Origin of the sequence: Streptomyces xiamenensis (assembly GCF_000993785.3) — a bacterium.
Classification (GTDB): Bacteria; Actinomycetota; Actinomycetes; order Streptomycetales; family Streptomycetaceae; genus Streptomyces; species Streptomyces xiamenensis.
The window spans coordinates 247,840-265,671 of the sequence record NZ_CP009922.3 but is presented as its reverse complement, the minus strand read 5'-3'; the positions used below and the strand labels follow the sequence as shown (position 1 = coordinate 265,671).

The window sequence follows — 17,832 nt, the reverse complement described above, 5'->3', positions numbered from 1 at the left end:
CCAGGCCGCCTGTTGCTGCACGCAGCGTGAGGCGGGTGGCGCGCCCCCGCGCCGCACTCTGTGCACCTCACCGAACTCACCCCGGGCGCCGGCCCCGTACGGGCTGCTGCACGGTCAGCCGGCGGTGACGTCCTGGAGATCGGCGCGCAGGCGCTGGACGGGGCGGTGGCTGCGCAACTCGCGGCGGGCGGCGAGGTCGGTGTCGAGGGCGGCCAGTGTGGAACGCACGTGCGCGGAGGGGACGGTCGATGCGTACTGGAGCAGCGAGCCGGCCGTGGCGACGGTGTGTTCGAGTTGGTCTCGGGCGAGGTAGGAGCGGGCCAGCCACGCGCCGTGGAGGAGGCCGTCGCGGTCCGCGATGTGCTCGGCGTGTCTGCCGAGCCAGCCGGTGATGAAGGGGTCCGCCTCGGCCAGCAGTGCGCGGGCCTCGCCGGTACCGGGAGCGCCGGTCGCGAAAGCGCCGGTGATGTAGCTCTGGCCGGTGACGACGCGCAGGTCGCTGAGCCAGTACAGCCAGGGCGGGCGGGTGTCCCGGGCGTCGGGGTGCGCGAGGAATGTGAGACCCACGTCGGTGGTTCGTCGCAGCGCGGTGAGATCGCCGAGCGCCGCGTGGGCGTGGGCTTTGCGCGCGGCGGCCATGGCCCGGACGGCTGGTGCGGCGGACAGGGCGGCGGTGATGCCCGCATCAGCAAGAGCGAGGGCGTCGTGGTGCTGGCCGCGGGCGATGGCCTGAAATGTCAGGCATCCCAGAATGTGTGAGGTCAGGGCCCGGTCGGCCGTCTCGTGGGCGGCCTTCAACCCGGTGGCGTAGAAGTGGTGGGCGCGAGTGTGGAGCCCGGTGTCCATGGCCGTCCACCCGGCCGTCTGGGCCAGCTGCGCCCAGAGGTTGATCGTGCGCTGGCGGGTGGCGCTGTCGCTGAAACGGCTGTTGCGGATATGGCCGGCGACCTCGGTGACCTGTTGTTGCATGTGCCGCAGGGCGGCGCGGCTGCCGCCCTCGGTGTCGTCCAGGCGGCGGCAGGATTCCACCGTGGCGGCGATGTCGTCGGCGATGCCGGGGGTGATCACGGGGCCACTTGCGCTGCGGGCCGGCTCAGGGGACGCGGTTCCGAGTGAGGCGGCGACGATGCCGGGAGCAGTGAGTGCGGCGCTGGCGGCCAGGAACGTACGGCGGTTCATGTCGCCCTCCTCGCGGAGTTATTGCGTGGCGGTGTCCACCGTAGCGCCGGGAGCGGTTACCGGGGGGAGCCCGTCATCGGATTGGGCCACTCGGAGAGGACCGGGCGGAGACCTCCACAGAGTGGTCAGCGCGAGGATGAAATCGAGGTGTTGTGAAAGTAGGTGTGTGATAGCGGCGGGTCCGCCACGGTTCACAAGGAACGGTCTCCGCGCGGCGGGCATCAGGTTTGACTTCTGACCACCTGAGTATTGGTCGAGGCGTCAGCGGGTTCGGGGGAATGCTGCCACCGCTGCGGCGATGCGTTGGGCGCGTTCCTGCGGTGCCAGCTCGGAGGAATCGAGTGTGAGGTCGAAGCCTTCTTGGTCGCAGATGTCGTAGTGACCTCTGCTGAGGCCGCGGAACTTCTCCGGAAAGCGTTCCGCCTCTCGGCTCTCCAGGACGGCCACAGGAGCCTTCACGCGCACCCACAGCACACGATGCCCCGCCAGCACGGTGCGCCAGGCGGGCAGGACGGTGGTATCGATCGGCATCTCATCGACGATGACGTTGTTGCCTTCTCTCAGGAGCGAGGCAACGGCTTGACGCATGCCGGCCAGCATGCGCGCGCCCACCGGCCCGTACCCGATCCTCAGCCGGGTACGGCCCTCGTGGTCGGTGTCTCGGATGTAGGAGAACCCCTCTGAACTGCGCTCCCCATCACTGGTCCAGCGGTGCGGGAGGGTGCCGAAGAACATATCGAGCCCCAGAGCAAGGAAAGGCGCTGGAAGGATGTTCTGGAGTTCCGTGACCGTCGAGCTCTTGCCCGCGCCGGATGTGCCCGCGAGCACGATCGCCTGGCCAGGTTCCTGCATGGTCGCTGCTTCTCTCTGTCACGTCAGCGTTGCGTGGAGGGACAGGGCAGGATAGCGGCGAGCGGCGACCAGGTGGTGCGCGGCGCTGCCGGCAGAGAGGGCGGCGGTCAGCAGAACCGGGATGGTGAGCATCCCGTCGGCGAACCCGGACCAGGTGGCCCACCCGCATCCGCCGATCCACCCGGCCGCCGCCGCTTCCTCCAGCACGGCGAACGCGGCGCCCAGCCGCGCGTCTCGCGGGGGCGACCGCCTACCGGTGCCGGTGCGTGCCCAGCTTCTACGGCCAGCATCTCGGCAATGTGAACGGCTTCTCTTTCTACGACAGCGAGAAGAAGGGAACGTACTCTCCCGCCACGGCTTCGGAGGTCGGGGACCATACCAGCGGAACGGTTACCTCGGGACTGACGGTGACGATGCGCCGCCCTGCTCGATCTCTGTGCCCAGATGCCCCGGCCGTCCTCCAACGGCGCCTCGGGGTCGACTCCTTTGCTGCCGAACGGTGGAGAGCTGGAGCCGTCAGCACCGCTTATGCAGCCGAGGTGGCCAGTCGATCATGATCTACTGCCTCTGATCGGCCGGAACGAGGGTGCCTTGGTGGTAGTACATCCGCCACCCGGAGCCCTCATCCACCTTTCGCCAAAACGAACTATGCCGCGACCGCCGTTCGCCAAGGATGGCTTCATACGTCACATGCACGACGCCAGGCGCCAGAATTGTCCCTGCCATGCCGAAAGGCTCATAGAACGGGCCATCATCGGATGCCCCAGGCTTGTCAGGCAGCTCTGCCAACATGGTCTGCCGGTCCTACCGGCGGCCGGAAGCACCCACTTCCACGAAGTCGGGATCGAAGAGCTGTCCAGCGAGCTCCCTGGACGCCCGAACACAGGGACTCATCAACTTCAGCTCGCGCGCGATCGTCTCAGCTACACCATCTGCCTCTTCACTCATCGGATCATCCTGGCCCGCTTCCCGGTTCTCGCAACGGATTAACGCTTGCTCGGCCGACTGCGACGTCCTATTCCTCAGCTTCGAATACCCGAACTCGCCGATACTCGCCGCCCCGGGCCGGGAAGACCGGTACGTCCACCAGTGCCACACCGTCCGCCTCGATTCCGAAGGCCGGCCCACCGCCGAGATCGCCGGCCCCGGCACCGCCCTCATGGTGCTGGACCAGTCCGCGCACCGCGCCGTCGCCACCGGGCTGGCGACCCGGGGCTGAAAAGACGACAAGGCCCCGCACGCCGACCGGCGTGCGGGGTCCTCTGTCGTGCTGCTGCGCGCCCGCGGGGTGCGGCCGAGCCGCAGGCGCCACCCGGACTCGACCTCTACGAGGGCGGAGTGTGGGTGGACCAATGCTGGGTGCCTGCGGCGATCCACGCAGACATCCAGTCTCGGAGAATGGCCAGGGATGCCGAGTTCGGGCTGTCCGCCAGGAGCCGGCCGTCCTTGGTGACCACGGCGACGCTGTCCGGTGTCGAGTGCCCGATGGCCAGTTGTCCGCCGGGCGGGGACGCGAGGGTGAGGCCGGCCGCGTCGCCGCTGGCAGCGGCCCAGAACAGGAACCGCCCCCACTTTCCTGCCCCTGGTGATCCAGCGCCTGGAAGTCGTCGGATGCCGGCCCATGGCCCGCCTGTTCACCGGCCCCAGGGTCGGGAGGATCACCACCGCCGTCCTGCGGGACGCCACGCACTGGGACGGGGTCGTCGTCGCTCTCGGATACGAACATCTGCGCCGTCACGACCTGCGGCACACCGGGCTGACGTGGATGGCGGACGCCGGGGTCAAGGTGCACGTGCTGCGGCTGATCGCCGGACACGGATCGCTGGTCACCACGCAGCGGTATCTGCATCCCGACCGCCGGGCCATCGGGGAGGCCGGAATGGCCCTGGCAGCCCATCTCGACCGGGGCCGGGAGGTGCCTGGTCCCAAAGTGGTCCCAGAGGAGAGGCCCCAGCGGCATCTGCGCGTCGTCCGGTGAACCAGGGCCGGAGCATGGAAAGGGCCGGTGAGCTGGGAGGATTCTCCCGGCTCACCGGCCCTTCGCACCGTCGGGACGACAGGATTTGAACCTGCGACCCCTTGACCCCCAGATCATGGGAGTGGGCATTTCCGCAGGTCAGACTGACCGGCGGAAACGAGATGACGTATGCGGGAGGTGCTTCGGGGCTGGGCTGTGCGCGACGTGTGGTCCCAAAGTGGTCCCAGCCTTGCGGGGGCGCCCTGCATCGGAGTGGCGCACAAGCGTGCCGACCTGGTCGGACGCGGGCGCCGAGGGGACCTGCGGGGCGCGGCTGTGCTTGCACGGGTTGAGTGAACTGACGGAATGGGGCTGGCCGGACCGACGCGGGTGTCACGTACGGGGCAACGACCTCTGGAGGGCCGATGCACCCACCCACGCTTCTGCAGTGAAACGGAATTCCCTGCCTTGTCTCCGCTATCGCCGCAGGAGCCTGTTCGCGTCCTGACGCGCGGACGCCGCTGGGTGGGAGGGCGCCCGTACGCGACGAAGTAGTCCGCGACCTGCTCCTTCGCGGCGAAGCCCTCGGGTGCCACAGCGGAGAACTCCAACCCTGGGAATCGGTCGTGCCACGCGGGGCCGTTCGCGACCAGGGAGTCCCATCGCTCCGAGCGCCAGCGCTCGGCGATGCGATGGCGCTCCAGCACGGTGTGCGGCACACCGCCCGCCCTCAGGTGCTCGCTCATCGCGACGCCGGCCTGGCCCGCACCGACGACGACTACTTCGGTCTGTTCGCTCAACGTTCAGCCTCCACTCAGGGCGGCCGCGCGTACCTGTCCCATCGACTGCGCTGCCGCCCATCCATCCTTGGGTGAGCCCGAAGTTCTGTCCAACAGATGTTTTTGTTGCGACAGATCTATTCAGCAGAGGTTCGGCCCTGGGCCCTCCGGGGTGCCAGCGTCCGGCCGGTGCGCTCGGGGTGACCCAGCACCCCGAGATCGGGGGAGCGGCGGCCTCCCCATGACGGGCCGAGGGCCGCCGCCCGCGAGTCTGCCCGGAGCAGGGCTGAACGCTCCGCTGTCCGGGCTCGCCCGGCGGGCCGGTGCCGGGCAGGGCGTGCTGACGGGCGGGGTGAGTGTGGTTACCAGCCATGGACGGAGAAGGTGTCGCCTGTGAGGTAGTGGGCGATCCCCGTGGCGTTGTACGGCACGGTGTGATGCGGGAGTTGGCGGAGGTGGTGCCATCCGATGCCGGCGCACTTGGTGGGCTCGGCGTTGACTGGTTCGCCGCGCCAGTGGGCGGTGGCGAAGAACCATCCGATGCGGGGCCGGCCTTCGGGGTTGCGGTAGTGCATGACGTGCACGGTGCGGAGGTCCGCCGGGTCGATGTACTGCGGCTTCGATGACGCTTTCGCCGGGCTCGACCTTCCCGGGGGGCAGGTTGAGCAGACCGTCCGCGTAGCCGGTGTTCGCTCGTTCGGCGAGGCGGATCCGGTCTCCGCGTTCGAGGACGATCATGACGTCGACGACGGTGTGGGGCGGCACTCGGGTCCCTCCGCGTGGGGTGTGGGGCGGTAGGACCCTGGCGGTCGTGCGGGGTTCGGGCGGCGAGAAGCCGGCGTTCCTCCACATGGCCGATGGGCCCGCGGTGCCCTCGGCTGGAACTCCCCGGATTGCTGTCGGTCACCGGACCACAGCCACTGCGCCGACACCCACGACCGCACCTCATGGCGCGTGGGCCAAAGCGCCAGGCGCCGCGAGGTCCTTGCGGGTTTCGAGCGCGGTCAGAGACATTCTGTGGGCGCGGCGTGTTCAGCGTCGTAGGTGTGGGAGCCCAGCCTGGCCGGGTCGCGGTAAGCCCGGATCACGCAACCTCGGATCGGCGGGTCCTGGCAGCCGTCGACCTGCTTGGTCAACCTGGGAACAGCACCTCAAGCGCTCGGTTGTGCCGAAGTCCGCCGACCGTCGGGGTGCCTTCCGGCGCACAACCAGGAGAAGCGCATGATTCCAGGCAATCAGGCGGGCCAGGGTCCGTCAGGCGTGTCCCGGCGAGGGTTCGGGTCGCCGGTGCCGTCGCCGCAGATGCTGCGGCGCCGCTGGTGGCGACCGCGGCGGGCGACTGGCTCGTGGCCGTACGGGGCGCGGTCAACGGTGACCGGCACACGGTGCGAGTCGATCCGCGGGCCACACTGCTCGACACGCTCCGCGAGCAACTGGAGGTTAGCGGGTCGAAGACGGGCTGCGACCGTGGCCAGTGCGGGGCTTGCACCGTGCACGTCGACGGCCGACGCGTGCTGCCGTGCCTGACGCCGGCGGCCACGGCCAACGGCCGTGAGGGCACCAGGATCGAGGACCTCACCGATGGGGAGCAGCTACACCCGATGCAGCAGGCGTTTATCGACCACGAGGGATTCCGGTGTGGCTTCTGCACTCCCGGGCAGATCATGTCGGCCGTCGCCATGGTCGACGAGGGCCCCGCGAGCGCCGACGACAGCTCGGCGCCTCGGCGCAGCTGCGCACCATGGCGAGCACCGGAGGAAACCTGCTGCAGCGTACCCGGTGCGGCTGCTTCCGCGACGTCACGACCGCCTGCACCAGCGGGAGCCAGGCAGCGGCTGCTCGGCACTGACCGGATGGAACCGCACAGCGTCCGGACGGCCGGATGGTCGTCTGCGCGCTCACCCACGACCCGAAGTGTGACATGCCGCTGCTCACCGCCGCACTGCGACTGCCGGTGGCCTACGTCGGGGTCGCGGGGTCGCGCCGTACCCACGAGGAGCGTCTCGCGCGGCTGCGCGGTGCCGGCCCCACCGACCACGAACTCGACTGGTTGCGTTCGCCGATCGGGCTCGATCTCGGCGCTCGCCCCCCGGAGACCGCGCTGTCGATCGCGGCCGAGATCGTTGCCCACCCGCGCGCCGGCGCCGGGGCAGACCTGCGCCCCGGGGCCCATCCACTGGCCCGCCGTCCCGCCGACGGGCGCCGTTCCCAGCAGTCAGGAGTCAGGATGACCGTCTCTCCAGTCGGGCGTGAAGTCGCCCGCGTAGACGGCCGATTGAAGGTCACCGGAGCCGCACGGTACTCCGGTGACTATTCGGCCACCAACACGTCCTACGCCCACGTCGTCACCAGCACGGTCGCGAGGGGCACCATCCGTTCCATCGACACCGTCGCCGCACTGGCCGCTCCCGGAGTCCTGCGCGTGTACGTCGCGGGGGACGGGCGCCTCAGGCTGTACGCGCTCGCACCCGAGTTCAGTTTCTTCGGTGAGAACTACATCCCCTTGCAGGACAGGACTGTGCGTTACTACGGCCAGATCATCGCCGTGGTCGTTGCCGGGAGTGTTGAGCAGGCGCGCGACGCCGCGGCGCTCATCACCGTCACCTACGACGCGCAGCCGCCGCGCTCCTCCCTCGCGGACGGACCCCGCGAACCGTCCGACCCCACGTCCAGCGGGGAGCCGAGCAGCGTCACGGTCCTCGCCCCGGGCGTCGAGTCGATCGACGAGGCGCTCGCCGCCAGCGAAGTCGTCGTGGAGGCCGACTTCGAGCAGCCGGTGCAGCACCACGCCGCGATGGAACCCCACACCGTCCTTGCCGAGTGGGACGGAGACGGGGTGACCGTCCACGCCGGCGCGCAGATGCCAACGCCGTTCACGATCCTGCTGGCCCAGCGGCTCGGCGTTCTCCCACAGCAGGTCCGGCTGGTCGGAAGGTACATCGGCGGCGGTTTCGGGGCCCGGGTCATCGTGTGGAGCGAGGCCCCAGTGGCCGCCGCTGCGGCCCGGGAGCTTGGCCGTCCCGTCAAGCTCACCCTCACCAGGGAGCAGATGTTCACCCTGGTCGGCCACCGCCCGCACCTCATCCAGACGGTCAGGCTGGGTGCCTCCCGCAACGGAGTCCTCAACGCCATCAGCCACGAGAGCGTCGCCGAGAGGCCGGCTGCTGGTGGCTGGAACATGATCCCGGGCCACTCCACCTCGGACACGCTCTACAACACGCCCAACCTGCGGATCAACCCGCAGCAGGTCATCCTCGACATGCCGAGCAGTTGGGCGATGCGGGCGCCCAATGAGGCCCCCGGGGCGTTCGCCCTGGAGACGGCGATGGACGAACTGGCCGTCGCCACCGGTGTCGACCCCGTCGAGTTGCGACTGCGCAACTACGCCACCGTCAGCCCCTCCACAGCCCGGCCGTGGTCGAGCAAGCACCTCGACGAGTGCTACCGCGACGGCGCACGACGCTTTGGCTGGTCGGCCCGCAGCGCCACACCCCGCGCGCGGGTCGACGGGCAGTGGCTGGTCGGCACCGGAATGTCCAGCGCAGCGTACCCGGCGGCCCGCCAGGCCGCGAGCGTCAGGATCCGGCTGCGCGACGACGACGCCGCGGTGGTGTCGACCGGGACCTCGGACCTGGGCACTGGCGCGTGGACGATGGTGGCGGTCGCCGGCGCCGACGCCCTGGGGCTCCCGCTCGAGCGGGTGACTGCGGAGATCGGTGACTCGGCGCTCCCCCCGGGGGCACCCGCCGTGGGCTCCGGCGCCACGCACAGCACGGTCCCGGCGGTCGTGGCTGCCGCCCGCGACACGATCGCCGCGCTCAAGCAGCTCGCGGTGACCCATTCCGGCTCGCCGTGGCACGGGGCGACCGCCGAGGACCTGCGCTACGAGCAGGGCCGACTGTACGGGAACGATCGCTCGATGACCTTTGGCGAACTGCTCAGGGCCCTCGGGTCGCGCGGCCTGGACGCCACCGCCTCCGAGCCCGCCGGCGATCCCCCCGGGTACTCGTTCCATACCTTCGGCGCCCACTTCTGTGAGGTGCGGGTCAACCGGTTCACCCGCGAGATCCGCGTCACCCGGTTCACCACCGTCGTGGACGCCGGGCGCACCATCAACGCCCGGGCCGCCCGGAGTCAGATCGTCGGCGGTGTCATCTTCGGCATCTCCGGCGCCCTGCTGGAAGAAAACCACCTTGAACGGGACACGGGGCGGCTGGCCGCGAGCACGCTCGCCGACTACCTGGTACCCGTGAACGCCGACATCCCCGACATCGACGTGCACCTCCTCGACCGGCCCGACCCGCACCTCACCGGGCCGCTCGTCGAGGACGGCGGGGAGGTCGGAACCCGAAGTCTCGGCGCTCGCGGCCTGGGGGAGATCGGCACCGTCGGCTCGGCCGCCGCCGTCGGCAACGCCGTCTTCAACGCCACCGGCATCCGGGTACGCAAGCTCCCCATCACCCTTGACAAACTGCTGTAGCGGTGTGGACGGTGGCCTCGGTGCCCGCGCCGAGCCCCCGCCGAGACCGAGCTCCCGCTCGTCACACCGGCTGTCGACGGGAGCGCGCCCCTTGGTCCTGTCGACCTGTGTGCGGTCCGGCGGCGATCACGTCGGACGACCGGCCGGCACGGCGGGCGGCACCCGGACGCCTCCTGGGGCCGACCATGCCGACACCCTTGCCCCCCGTCGTTCTCCGAGTGCCGGAGTGCGTGAGGAGCGCGTTCCGGCCGACTGTTGCTCGGACCGCCTCCGCTTGCTCGACACGCAGAGAAGGTCGGTCCGGGGTCAGCACCCGCATGCTCCCGGGCATGACGAGTCGCTCGGCCGGTGCGGCCTACGGGCCGCACCGGCTCTGCCACCCCACCCGGCGCCGTCGGAGGAAATCGGCCGGCCCGGCCCGGTTGGTCGGCATACGCTGTGCTCTGTCGTAACTGGCCTGGAGCGGACCGTTCTTACCGTCCCGACGCTCGGTGTGTCAGATACGGCCGATCCGATCCGCATCATGCCGCGGGCCCTGGTCGGCACACACCTTCGCTTCCCCGACCATTGACCTGGACCGGTGGCCCACAGGCGCGGCGGCAAACGCCGACTCCGCCCCGCGCGGGAAGGTACGAGCGTGCCCTGACGCGGCGGCGCGCGTCCTAAGGGGGGATCGACAAGCCGTGGATACGCGCATGCACAGGCGATAGAAAGGAAACAGCACAGCACGGGGAAACGAGGCGGAACTCTCAGAAAGGGGAGCGCCGTGATCGATCGCGCAGGGCTGGCGGGCTTTCTCCGCAACCGTCGTGAGGCGCTCCAGCCGGAGGACGTCGGGATGCCTCGGGGATGGCGCCGCAGAACCACCGGGCTACGGCGGGAGGAGGTGGCGACACTGTGCAACATGTCGGCCGACTATTACTCCCGTCTGGAGCGCGAGCGTGGTCCGCAGCCGTCACCGCAGATGCTCGCCTCGATCGCCCAGGGGCTCCACCTGTCCATCGACGAGCGTGACCATCTGTTCCGGCTGGCCGGGCACAACCCGCCGCCGCGGGACAGCTCCAGTGAACACATCAGCCCGGGGTTGCTGCGTGTTCTGGACCGGCTGCAGGACACGCCTGCGGAGATCGTCACCGAGCTCGGGGAGACCTTGCGGCAGACACCGATGGGTGTCGCCCTCACCGGCGATACGACGCAGTACACAGGTCCTGCCCGCAGCAGTGGCTACCGGTGGTTCACCGACCCCGGTGCCCGGGACCTGTACGCTCCGGAGCAGCACGCGTTCATGACCCGGATGTACGCCGCGGGCCTGCGCGGGATTGTCACCCTCCGGGGTCCCGGCTCCCGAGCCGCGTATCTGGCGGACCTGCTCCTAGGCTCCAGCGAAGAGTTCCGGCGGGTGTGGGACGACCATGAGATCGGGATCCGTCCGCGCGAGGTCAAGCACTTCGTTCACCCCGAGGTCGGTGCTCTGGAGCTGAACTGCCAGCACCTGATCGATCCGGACCAGGCTCATTCCCTGATGGTCTACACCGCTGTCCCGGGCACGGAGAGCTACGAGAAACTACAGGTCCTGTCCGTGATCGGCACACAGACGCTGCACTGACCCGGCGAACCGAAGACCGGCTCCGCCGGATGCCGTCCTGACGAGCTCGAAGTGGGCATCGCCGCAGTAGTCGGTCCGACATGCTGCACAGCAGAGCCACCTTCTCTCGCCCGCAACGCGCAGGTCCTCGTCGCGCACCACGGACGAGTCCGACCCCCCCGGCTGTATCTCGCCTGTCGCAGTCAGAGGAGCTCGGCCCGGCCCGGCCCGGCCCGGTCGGTCGTCAGGCGCTGTCCTGTGTCGTAACTGGCCTGGAGCGCACCGTTCTTACCGTCTTGACGCTCGGTGTGTCACATACGGCCGATCCGATCCCGCATCATGCCGCAGGCCCGGATCGGTGCCCGCCCCGGCTCCTTCTGTCCGACCTCAGCCTGGGATCGGCAGAGCCTGGATGATCCTGCTTCGGATGGTCAGCCTTGGAGCAGCGCTCGACCCCGCGGCCGCACGGACGGTCGCGGCGCCGGCCTTTCCCCTGCCCGAACTCGCCATCACCAGGAGGCATTGATGAACGAACAGGACGACGTGGGAGACGCCGATTCGGGCGTGTCCCGGCGCAGCTTCGTCGGAGGGGGCCTGGCCGCCGTCACCGTGGCGCCGCTGCTGACCGGACAGGCCGAGACGGCAGAAGCCGCCCCGGCGGCCACCGTCGACGGCGTCACGCTGGTGACGGTACCGACCGCCGTCAACGGCAATCCGGTCACCCTGCGGGTGGACCCGCGGGCCACGCTGCTGGACACGCTCCGTGAGCGTCTCGACCTCAAAGGCACCAAGAAGGGCTGCGACCGGGGACAGTGCGGTGCCTGCACCGTGCACATCGACGGCCGGCGCGTGCTGTCGTGCCTCACACTGGCCGCCACGGTGAGCGGCCAACAGGTCACCACGATCGAGGGGCTGGCGGACGGCGACCGGCTGCACCCCATGCAGCAGGCCTTCGTCGATCACGACGGTCTGCAGTGCGGCTTCTGCACCCCGGGGCAGATCATGTCCGCGGTCGCCATGGTCGAAAACGAGGGTCCCGCCCGCTCCGACAACGAGATACGTGAGGGCATGTCGGGCAACATCTGCCGGTGCAGCGCCTACCCCCGCATCGTCGACGCCATCCGGGACGCGCAGCGGGTGATGCGCTGATGCGGCCCTACACCTACGCCCAGGTGCGCTCGGTCCGTGAGGCTGTGCGGGACGCCAAGCCCGGCACCGCGTTCCTGGCCGGTGGCACCACCCTGGTGGACCTCATGAAGCTCGAGGTGATGTCCCCCGACCGTGTCGTGGACATCAACCGGCTGCCCCTGGACGGCATCTCGCTGGACCACGACGGTCTGCACATCGGCGCGCTCGAACGGATGAGCGACGTGGTTACCGCGCCCGCCGTGCGCCGGCACTGCCCGATGGTCGCGCAGGCGCTGGAGCTGAGCGCCTCGGCCCAACTGCGCAACATGGCGAGCATCGGCGGCAACCTGCTGCAGCGCACGCGGTGCAGCTACTTCCGCGACGTCACAACCCCGTGCAACAAGCGGGAGCCGCGCAGCGGCTGCTCAGCCCTGGAAGGGATCAACCGCAGCCACGCCGTGCTGGGAACCAGCGACGCGTGCATCGCCACCCATCCCAGCGACCTGGCCGTCCCGCTGGTGGCGTTGAGTACGACCGTCCACCTGGCCTCGGCACGCGGCACGCGCACCGTACCCCTGGAGACGTTCTACACCCTGCCCGGTGACACCCCCGATGTCGAGAACGTGCTGCGGCCGAACGAGCTCATCACGGGGATCACCGTGCCCCGCTCGCCCTGGGCGGCGCACTCGCTGTACCTGAAGATCCGCGACCGGCAGTCGTACGAGTTCGCACTCACCTCGGCCGCCGTAGCGCTCCAACTGCGAGGGCGCACCATCGTGAACGCCCGGATCGCCGCAGGGGGAGTAGGGACCAGACCGTGGAGGCTGACGGCCGTCGAACGCGCCCTGACGGGCCGGCCCGCCACCTCCGCGACGTTCGAGGCGGCCGTCGCCAGTGCCGCGGACGGCGCCCGACCACGGGAACACAACCGATTCAAGCCCGCGCTGCTGCGTCGCACCCTGGTACGGGCGCTGACCGAACTGCAGGAGAACCGGTGAGCGGCCGGCGCTGGGGCCCCGCCCGGCCTGGCTCCGTCGAGGCAGGCGGTCCGGGAGCCGGCGGCGCACATGCTTGAGCTTGCGCCAGACCTGGCCGAACGTGTCCGTCGCGGGGCCCCGTTCGTGGCTGGCACCGTCACGAGCGTGGCTGGCAGCGCTCCGCGGCAGCCCGGCTCGTCCCTGGTCGTGAACGCGGACGGCACAGTGCTGGGCAATGTGTCGGGCGGGTGCGTCGACGCCGCGGTCCACGACGCGTGTCGGGAGATGCTGGCCGGGGATCACCGCGCCCGGGCCCTGCGGTTCGGGTACAGCGACGCCGACGCGTTCGACGTAGGCCTGACCTGCGGCGGCACCATCGACCTGTTCCTGCGCCACCACGACCCCAGCACCGAACCATGGCTCGAATCGGCTCTGGCCGATGCCGCGGGGGGCCGGGCGGTGGCCGTGGCCACGATCGTGCGCGGCCCGGAGACCCACCTCGGTCGTGCGATCGTCGTGCGGCCCGGGCGATCCGTCGCGGGCACGCTCGGGGACGTACTGCTCGACCAGGTCGCCGAGGCACAGATCACCGGTGCTCTGCACGCCGGGGTGACCGGCACGCTCGAGCTCGGGGCGGCCGACAGCTACTGCCGGGAGCCGATGACCTTGCTGGTGGAGAGCAACTCCCCACCACCTCGGATGCTGGTCTTCGGCGCCATCGACCACGCAGCCGCGCTGGCCCGGCTCGGATCCTTCCTCGGCTACCGGGCGACCGTCTGCGATGCCAGGGCCACGTTCGCCACCCCGGAACGGTTCCCGGACGCGGAGGTGGTCATCGAGTGGCCGGACCGCTATCTCCGGTCCCAGGCCGACGCCGGACTGCTGGACCAGCGCACCGTCGTGTGCGTGCTCACCCACGACCCCAAGTTCGACCTGCCGCTCCTGACCGCCGCGCTGCGTATGCCGGTTGCGTACGTGGGGGCCATGGGGTCCCGCCGCACCCACGAGGAACGCCTGTCCCGGCTCCGTGACGCCGGTCTCACCAGTGGTGAGCTGGATCGCCTGCACTCGCCCATCGGCCTCGACCTCGGGGCACATACCCCGCAGGAGACAGCGCTCTCGATAGCGGCGGAGGTCGTCGCCCACCGGCATGGCGGCTCGGGTGCGCCCCTGAGCACCGGGGTTCCCATCCACCACAATGCTCCGTCGACCGGCGCACTCGCATTCAGCACCTGAAGGATCCACGATGTCCTGTTCCCCAGTCGGACGCGAGACCGAGCGCGTCGACGGCAGGCTGAAGGTCACCGGCGCGGCCGGTACTCCGGCGACTACCGCGCCGCCGGCCTCGCACACGCCCATCTCGTCACCAGCACCGTCGCGCGAGGCACCCTCACCGGCATCGACACGGCAGCCGCGCTGGCCTCACCCGGTGTCCTGCGTGTCTACGCCGCGCCGGACCCCCGCTTGGGCCTTGCATCCCATCACCGGCCCGCTCGTCGGCTTCGTCGAGAACTACGTCCCGCTCCGTGACGCGGCGGTCCGATTCCACGGCCAGGTTGTCGCGATGGTCGTCGACGAGACCCCCGAGCAGGCACGCGACGCCGCCGCGAGGATCACCGCGACCTACGACATCAGGCCACCGCGCACCTCGATCGCGGACGAGCCCCACGTTCCGGCCGGAGCCACCATCAGCGGGTCACCGGGCAGCCTCGACATCCTGGCGCCCGGCGTGGCCTCCCTCGACGCCGCGCTCGCCGCCAGCGACATCGTCGTCCACGATCACCCAGCCCTCGGCGGCCGGACTGCTCGCACCCACCAAGTCCCAGACATGCCCGTGTACTTCCGAGCGTGCGGCCCGGGTCGCCGCGAGGGCCTTGGAGCCGGATGCGGCGAGAGCGTCCATGAAACGGTAGACGGTCGGGTCGGAGGCCACCGGGCCGAACACGTCCGGCTCGGCCCGCAACTGACAGGACCCTCGACAAGTCCCATCGGTGCAGGTCAGCGGCACTATCCGCTTATTGATCAAGGCCTGGACAACCCTAGTCGCGAAAGCGCGGGGTCAGGGAGAGCCGGCCTCCGAGGCCGCGCCACCCCCGCGCGTGCGATAACGCAGGGGGGACTCGCCGACCTCGCGTTTGAAGGCGTGGGAGAACGAACTTTCCGAGCCGTAGCCCAACCGCGCGGCGAGCGCGGCGACGGTCACGTCGTCGTGCGCCAGGGCGCACCGGGCGAGCAGCATGCGCCAGCGCGTCAGATAGGCGTGGGGCGGTACGCCTGCGGCGGCACGGAACCGCACGGCGAAGGCCGTACGTGACATTCGTGCCGTGCCGGCGAGGTCGTCCAGGCGCCAGGGCCTGCCGGGATCGGCGTGCATGGCTGCGAGCGCAGGCCGTAGCCGTTCGTCGGCCTGCGCACGGAGCCATCCGGGCGGGAGTTCCGCCGCGCGGGCGTAGGTGCGCAGGATCTCCAGCAGGAGCAGGCGGCCGTACTGGCGGCGGGCGAATGAGGAGCCCGCGCTGTTCTCGGCGGACTCTTCGAAGAGCAACAGCAGGCTACGGCGCATGCTGCCGGCCTGCGGCAGGGAACCGCGGAGGTGCCCCAGCGAGGGGAGCACCTCGGTCAGCAGGGCCCGGCCCGTGTCGTCGAGGTCGATGTGGCCGCCCACGACGATGTCGGAGGGGGATCCGGCGGGTCCGAGGTGCCGGACGTATCCTCGGGGCGCCGGGACTTCGAGGACGGACCCCGTGCCGGTCCCGCCGTGCAGCTCCAGCCAGGAACGCGCGTGGAGGACAGCCACGTCGTCGGCTTCGAGGGCGGCGGGTGGCGCGCCGTTCGTACGTATGGTGACGTGCCCCCGGAGCACCCCGATGATCTTCAACTGGTCGCACAGGGGGGCACGGGACGTCCAGCGGCTGTCGACGGCGATCGCTCCGGACAGGGTCGCACGCACTCGTACGAGATCCAGTACGTCTGCCAGATGATCGGAGGTCATCGCCCTAGTGTCGCTGACCCGGACGCTGACGCGACGTTCGTGATCCACTCGGCAATGCGATCGCTCGGCCCCTCGTCCGTCAGAAGCTCGATCTCGCGGAGCCCGGTCGGGCTGGTCACGTTCATCTCTGTCAGCCACCCGCCGATGACATCGATCCCGGCCAAAGGGGGAGGCCGAGGAGTTCGAGCCGCGGGTGCAGCCAGCGGCAGTTCTCCGCGTCGGACTCGTCGAGCGCCGTCGCCTCCGTCACGGCGCCGACGGCGAGGTTGCACGGGAAGTCCTGATCGGATGCCCGGAGATTGATCGCCCCGACGTGCTCGCCGTCGAGCAGGATGATGCGCTTGTCGCCCTCTGCCACGGCGGGGAGGTACTCCTGGAGCACTGTCTGACGCGTCCCCTGGAAAGTCACGAGGCCGATGAGCGCCGCCAGCCCGGGGTCGCTCCTGCGCACCATGACCACGCCACGTCCGCCGGCTCCCTCCAACGGTTTCGCCACCGCCACGTCCCACCGTTCCAGGGCCTCCAGAACGTCGAGTACGCGGGCGGTGATGATCGTATCGGGGGCCGGGACGTCTACGGCGAGCGGCAGCAGTTTCTCATTGGCGTCGCGCAGGCCGCGCGGGTCGTTGAACAGCTGCGCACCCTCGCGAACGGCCGCTTCGAGGATGTACGTGGCCCGCAGGTGCGCGCTGTTCACGGGCGGGTCGACACGCCTGAGGACGGCGCTGCCGGAGCGGAGGCGTATCCGCTCCGGCGCGCCGCCTCGCCACCACGTCTCCGGCGCCTCCCCCCGCCCTGCGCGCCGTTCCGCCGGGTTGATCCGGACCGGTCGCGCCCACGCCGCCGCGCCGCCGCCGACAAGGACCAGGCCGGCCGCTTCGGCCGCCCACACGTCAACCCCGGTCCGCTGCGCCGCCTCCGTGAGAGACACGCTGGTGTCGTGTTCGGGGCGAAGGCCCGGAAGCGGGTCGATGACGAAGGGAAAACGCATCACGGATGTTCAGTTCTGAAAGTGCGCCGGCAGGGAGGCCAGCATCTTCTTGCTGGCCTCGCGGGCCGCCATGCGCTTGTACCACGCGGCGACGTTGGGCCGCTGCGGCACGTTCAGCCAATTGATGCCTTCCCCCTCGATGACCGTCGCCATGAAGGCGTACAGAAGTATGTCGGCCATCGTCGCTTCCCGGCCGGCGAGGTATGTCCCGCCCGCCAGATCCTCATCGAACTGGTTGAGGCCGCGTTCGGCGAGCAGCCTGTTGCTCCGCCTGGCCTCGGGTTGCAGGATGCGGTGACCGCGATAGGCGTTCTCCGCCGCTTCACCGCCCCGCCAGTAGTTCACGAAGGGAAGCACGGCCTCGAGATAGGCCCGCCGCGTCCACATATGGATGACCGCCCGCTCCTGCGGCGTCTCGCCGAACAGTGGTCGGCCGCCCTGTGCCACCTCGTCGAAGTAGCCACAGATCGCTGTGATCTCGGTGACCACGCTGCCGTCGTCGAGGCGAAGGGCGGGGACCTCTCCTCGGGCATTCACGTCGGTCAGGTAACGGCGCTTCCGATTCTCCAGACCGACGAGGTCGATCGTCACGACATCGAACTCGAGACCGCCCCGCTCGTGGGCGAAGAGTCGTACGGTCGTCGGGTTCGGCCCCGGTGCGTTGGCGTCGTACAAGATCATGCGCGAGTTCTCCCGATGAGGATTGCGGTGTCACCGGAAACGCTACGGCGGCCCGTAACTGCGGACTATGCGCCTGAGTTCGCGTTTGTTGCGCGAGCGTACGCCGCGTACGCCCGGCATTCACCGCCGTATCGGTGCGCCGCAAAGTCGAGCGGTGGATACCGAGCAGAAGCGACACGGCGCCGCAGTGCGGCGTCCCGTCGGCGGTGACGGTGCCCAGACGGGGCTGGG

General features: G+C 70.1%; 16 protein-coding genes and 2 pseudogenes. 8 read left to right on the top strand and 10 right to left on the bottom strand.

The window, feature by feature from the left end:
• Positions 1-114: 114 nt before the first annotated feature.
• From SXIM_RS01110 to SXIM_RS01100, 3 genes are all read right to left on the bottom strand, one after another.
• Positions 115-1,179 carry an NsdA family TPR-like regulatory protein gene (locus tag SXIM_RS01110; RefSeq protein ID WP_052385033.1) on the bottom strand — a complete coding sequence of 355 codons (1,065 nt, stop codon included), beginning with the start codon at positions 1,177-1,179 and terminating at the stop codon, positions 115-117.
• 261 nt (positions 1,180-1,440) lie between these two features.
• The gene (locus tag SXIM_RS01105; RefSeq protein ID WP_046722684.1) at positions 1,441-2,031 is read right to left on the bottom strand and encodes a phosphotransferase-like protein; all 591 of its coding nucleotides are present in this window, start codon (positions 2,029-2,031) and stop codon (positions 1,441-1,443) included.
• Between the two features lie 18 nt (positions 2,032-2,049).
• On the bottom strand, positions 2,050-2,238 hold the full coding sequence (locus SXIM_RS01100; RefSeq protein ID WP_053116063.1) for a hypothetical protein: 189 nt from the start codon (positions 2,236-2,238) through the stop codon (positions 2,050-2,052).
• A 1,414-nt stretch (positions 2,239-3,652) separates the two neighbouring features.
• On the opposite strand from SXIM_RS01100, the gene SXIM_RS01090 reads away from it, so the two are divergent.
• The gene (locus SXIM_RS01090; protein WP_078635194.1) at positions 3,653-4,009 is read left to right on the top strand and encodes a tyrosine-type recombinase/integrase; all 357 of its coding nucleotides are present in this window, start codon (positions 3,653-3,655) and stop codon (positions 4,007-4,009) included.
• Positions 4,010-4,122: 113 nt separating this feature from the next.
• Here SXIM_RS01090 and SXIM_RS28675 read toward each other — a convergent pair whose 3' ends face one another.
• Positions 4,123-4,788: an FAD-dependent monooxygenase gene (locus SXIM_RS28675; protein ID WP_342783567.1), complete on the bottom strand. Its 666-nt coding sequence runs from the start codon at positions 4,786-4,788 to the stop codon at positions 4,123-4,125.
• A gap of 341 nt (positions 4,789-5,129) precedes the next feature.
• Positions 5,130-5,342, bottom strand: a complete 213-nt coding sequence (locus SXIM_RS27870) for an NUDIX hydrolase (RefSeq protein ID WP_046725369.1) — start codon at positions 5,340-5,342, stop codon at positions 5,130-5,132.
• A gap of 282 nt (positions 5,343-5,624) precedes the next feature.
• On the opposite strand from SXIM_RS27870, the pseudogene SXIM_RS28775 reads away from it, so the two are divergent.
• The 7 genes and pseudogenes from SXIM_RS28775 to SXIM_RS01040 form a co-directional block, all read left to right on the top strand.
• Positions 5,625-6,416: pseudogene (locus SXIM_RS28775) on the top strand ((2Fe-2S)-binding protein); the annotation flags it as partial.
• 272 nt (positions 6,417-6,688) lie between these two features.
• The gene (locus SXIM_RS01065) at positions 6,689-9,247 is read left to right on the top strand and encodes a xanthine dehydrogenase family protein molybdopterin-binding subunit (RefSeq protein ID WP_179956272.1); all 2,559 of its coding nucleotides are present in this window, start codon (positions 6,689-6,691) and stop codon (positions 9,245-9,247) included.
• Between the two features lie 766 nt (positions 9,248-10,013).
• On the top strand, positions 10,014-10,853 hold the full coding sequence (locus SXIM_RS01060; RefSeq protein ID WP_046722681.1) for a helix-turn-helix transcriptional regulator: 840 nt from the start codon (positions 10,014-10,016) through the stop codon (positions 10,851-10,853).
• Positions 10,854-11,357: 504 nt separating this feature from the next.
• Positions 11,358-11,981 carry a (2Fe-2S)-binding protein gene (locus SXIM_RS01055; protein ID WP_046722680.1) on the top strand — a complete coding sequence of 208 codons (624 nt, stop codon included), beginning with the start codon at positions 11,358-11,360 and terminating at the stop codon, positions 11,979-11,981.
• Positions 11,981-12,958 carry an FAD binding domain-containing protein gene (locus SXIM_RS01050; protein WP_046722679.1) on the top strand — a complete coding sequence of 326 codons (978 nt, stop codon included), beginning with the start codon at positions 11,981-11,983 and terminating at the stop codon, positions 12,956-12,958. Before SXIM_RS01055 ends, SXIM_RS01050 begins: the two co-directional genes overlap by 1 nt.
• A 69-nt stretch (positions 12,959-13,027) precedes the next feature.
• On the top strand, positions 13,028-14,173 hold the full coding sequence (locus SXIM_RS01045; RefSeq protein WP_046722678.1) for an XdhC family protein: 1,146 nt from the start codon (positions 13,028-13,030) through the stop codon (positions 14,171-14,173).
• 3 nt (positions 14,174-14,176) lie between these two features.
• Positions 14,177-14,467, top strand: coding sequence for a xanthine dehydrogenase family protein molybdopterin-binding subunit (locus tag SXIM_RS01040; RefSeq protein ID WP_148236169.1), 291 nt, complete (start codon positions 14,177-14,179; stop codon positions 14,465-14,467).
• A 235-nt stretch (positions 14,468-14,702) separates the two neighbouring features.
• Here SXIM_RS01040 and SXIM_RS01030 read toward each other — a convergent pair.
• From SXIM_RS01030 to SXIM_RS01010, 5 genes and pseudogenes are all read right to left on the bottom strand, one after another.
• Positions 14,703-14,900: pseudogene (locus SXIM_RS01030) on the bottom strand (IS1380 family transposase); the annotation flags it as partial.
• Positions 14,901-14,996: 96 nt separating this feature from the next.
• The gene (locus SXIM_RS01025; RefSeq protein WP_046722674.1) at positions 14,997-15,929 is read right to left on the bottom strand and encodes an AraC family transcriptional regulator; all 933 of its coding nucleotides are present in this window, start codon (positions 15,927-15,929) and stop codon (positions 14,997-14,999) included.
• Positions 15,926-16,054, bottom strand: a complete 129-nt coding sequence (locus SXIM_RS28770; protein ID WP_078846804.1) for a hypothetical protein — start codon at positions 16,052-16,054, stop codon at positions 15,926-15,928. Before SXIM_RS28770 ends, SXIM_RS01025 begins: the two co-directional genes overlap by 4 nt.
• Positions 16,055-16,059: 5 nt before the next feature.
• Positions 16,060-16,920 carry an ATP-grasp domain-containing protein gene (locus SXIM_RS01015; RefSeq protein ID WP_053116062.1) on the bottom strand — a complete coding sequence of 287 codons (861 nt, stop codon included), beginning with the start codon at positions 16,918-16,920 and terminating at the stop codon, positions 16,060-16,062.
• Between the two features lie 9 nt (positions 16,921-16,929).
• Entirely contained in the window at positions 16,930-17,601 is a 672-nt protein-coding gene (locus SXIM_RS01010) for a glutathione S-transferase family protein (RefSeq protein ID WP_046722672.1), read from the bottom strand.
• Between the last annotated feature and the right edge of the window lie 231 nt (positions 17,602-17,832).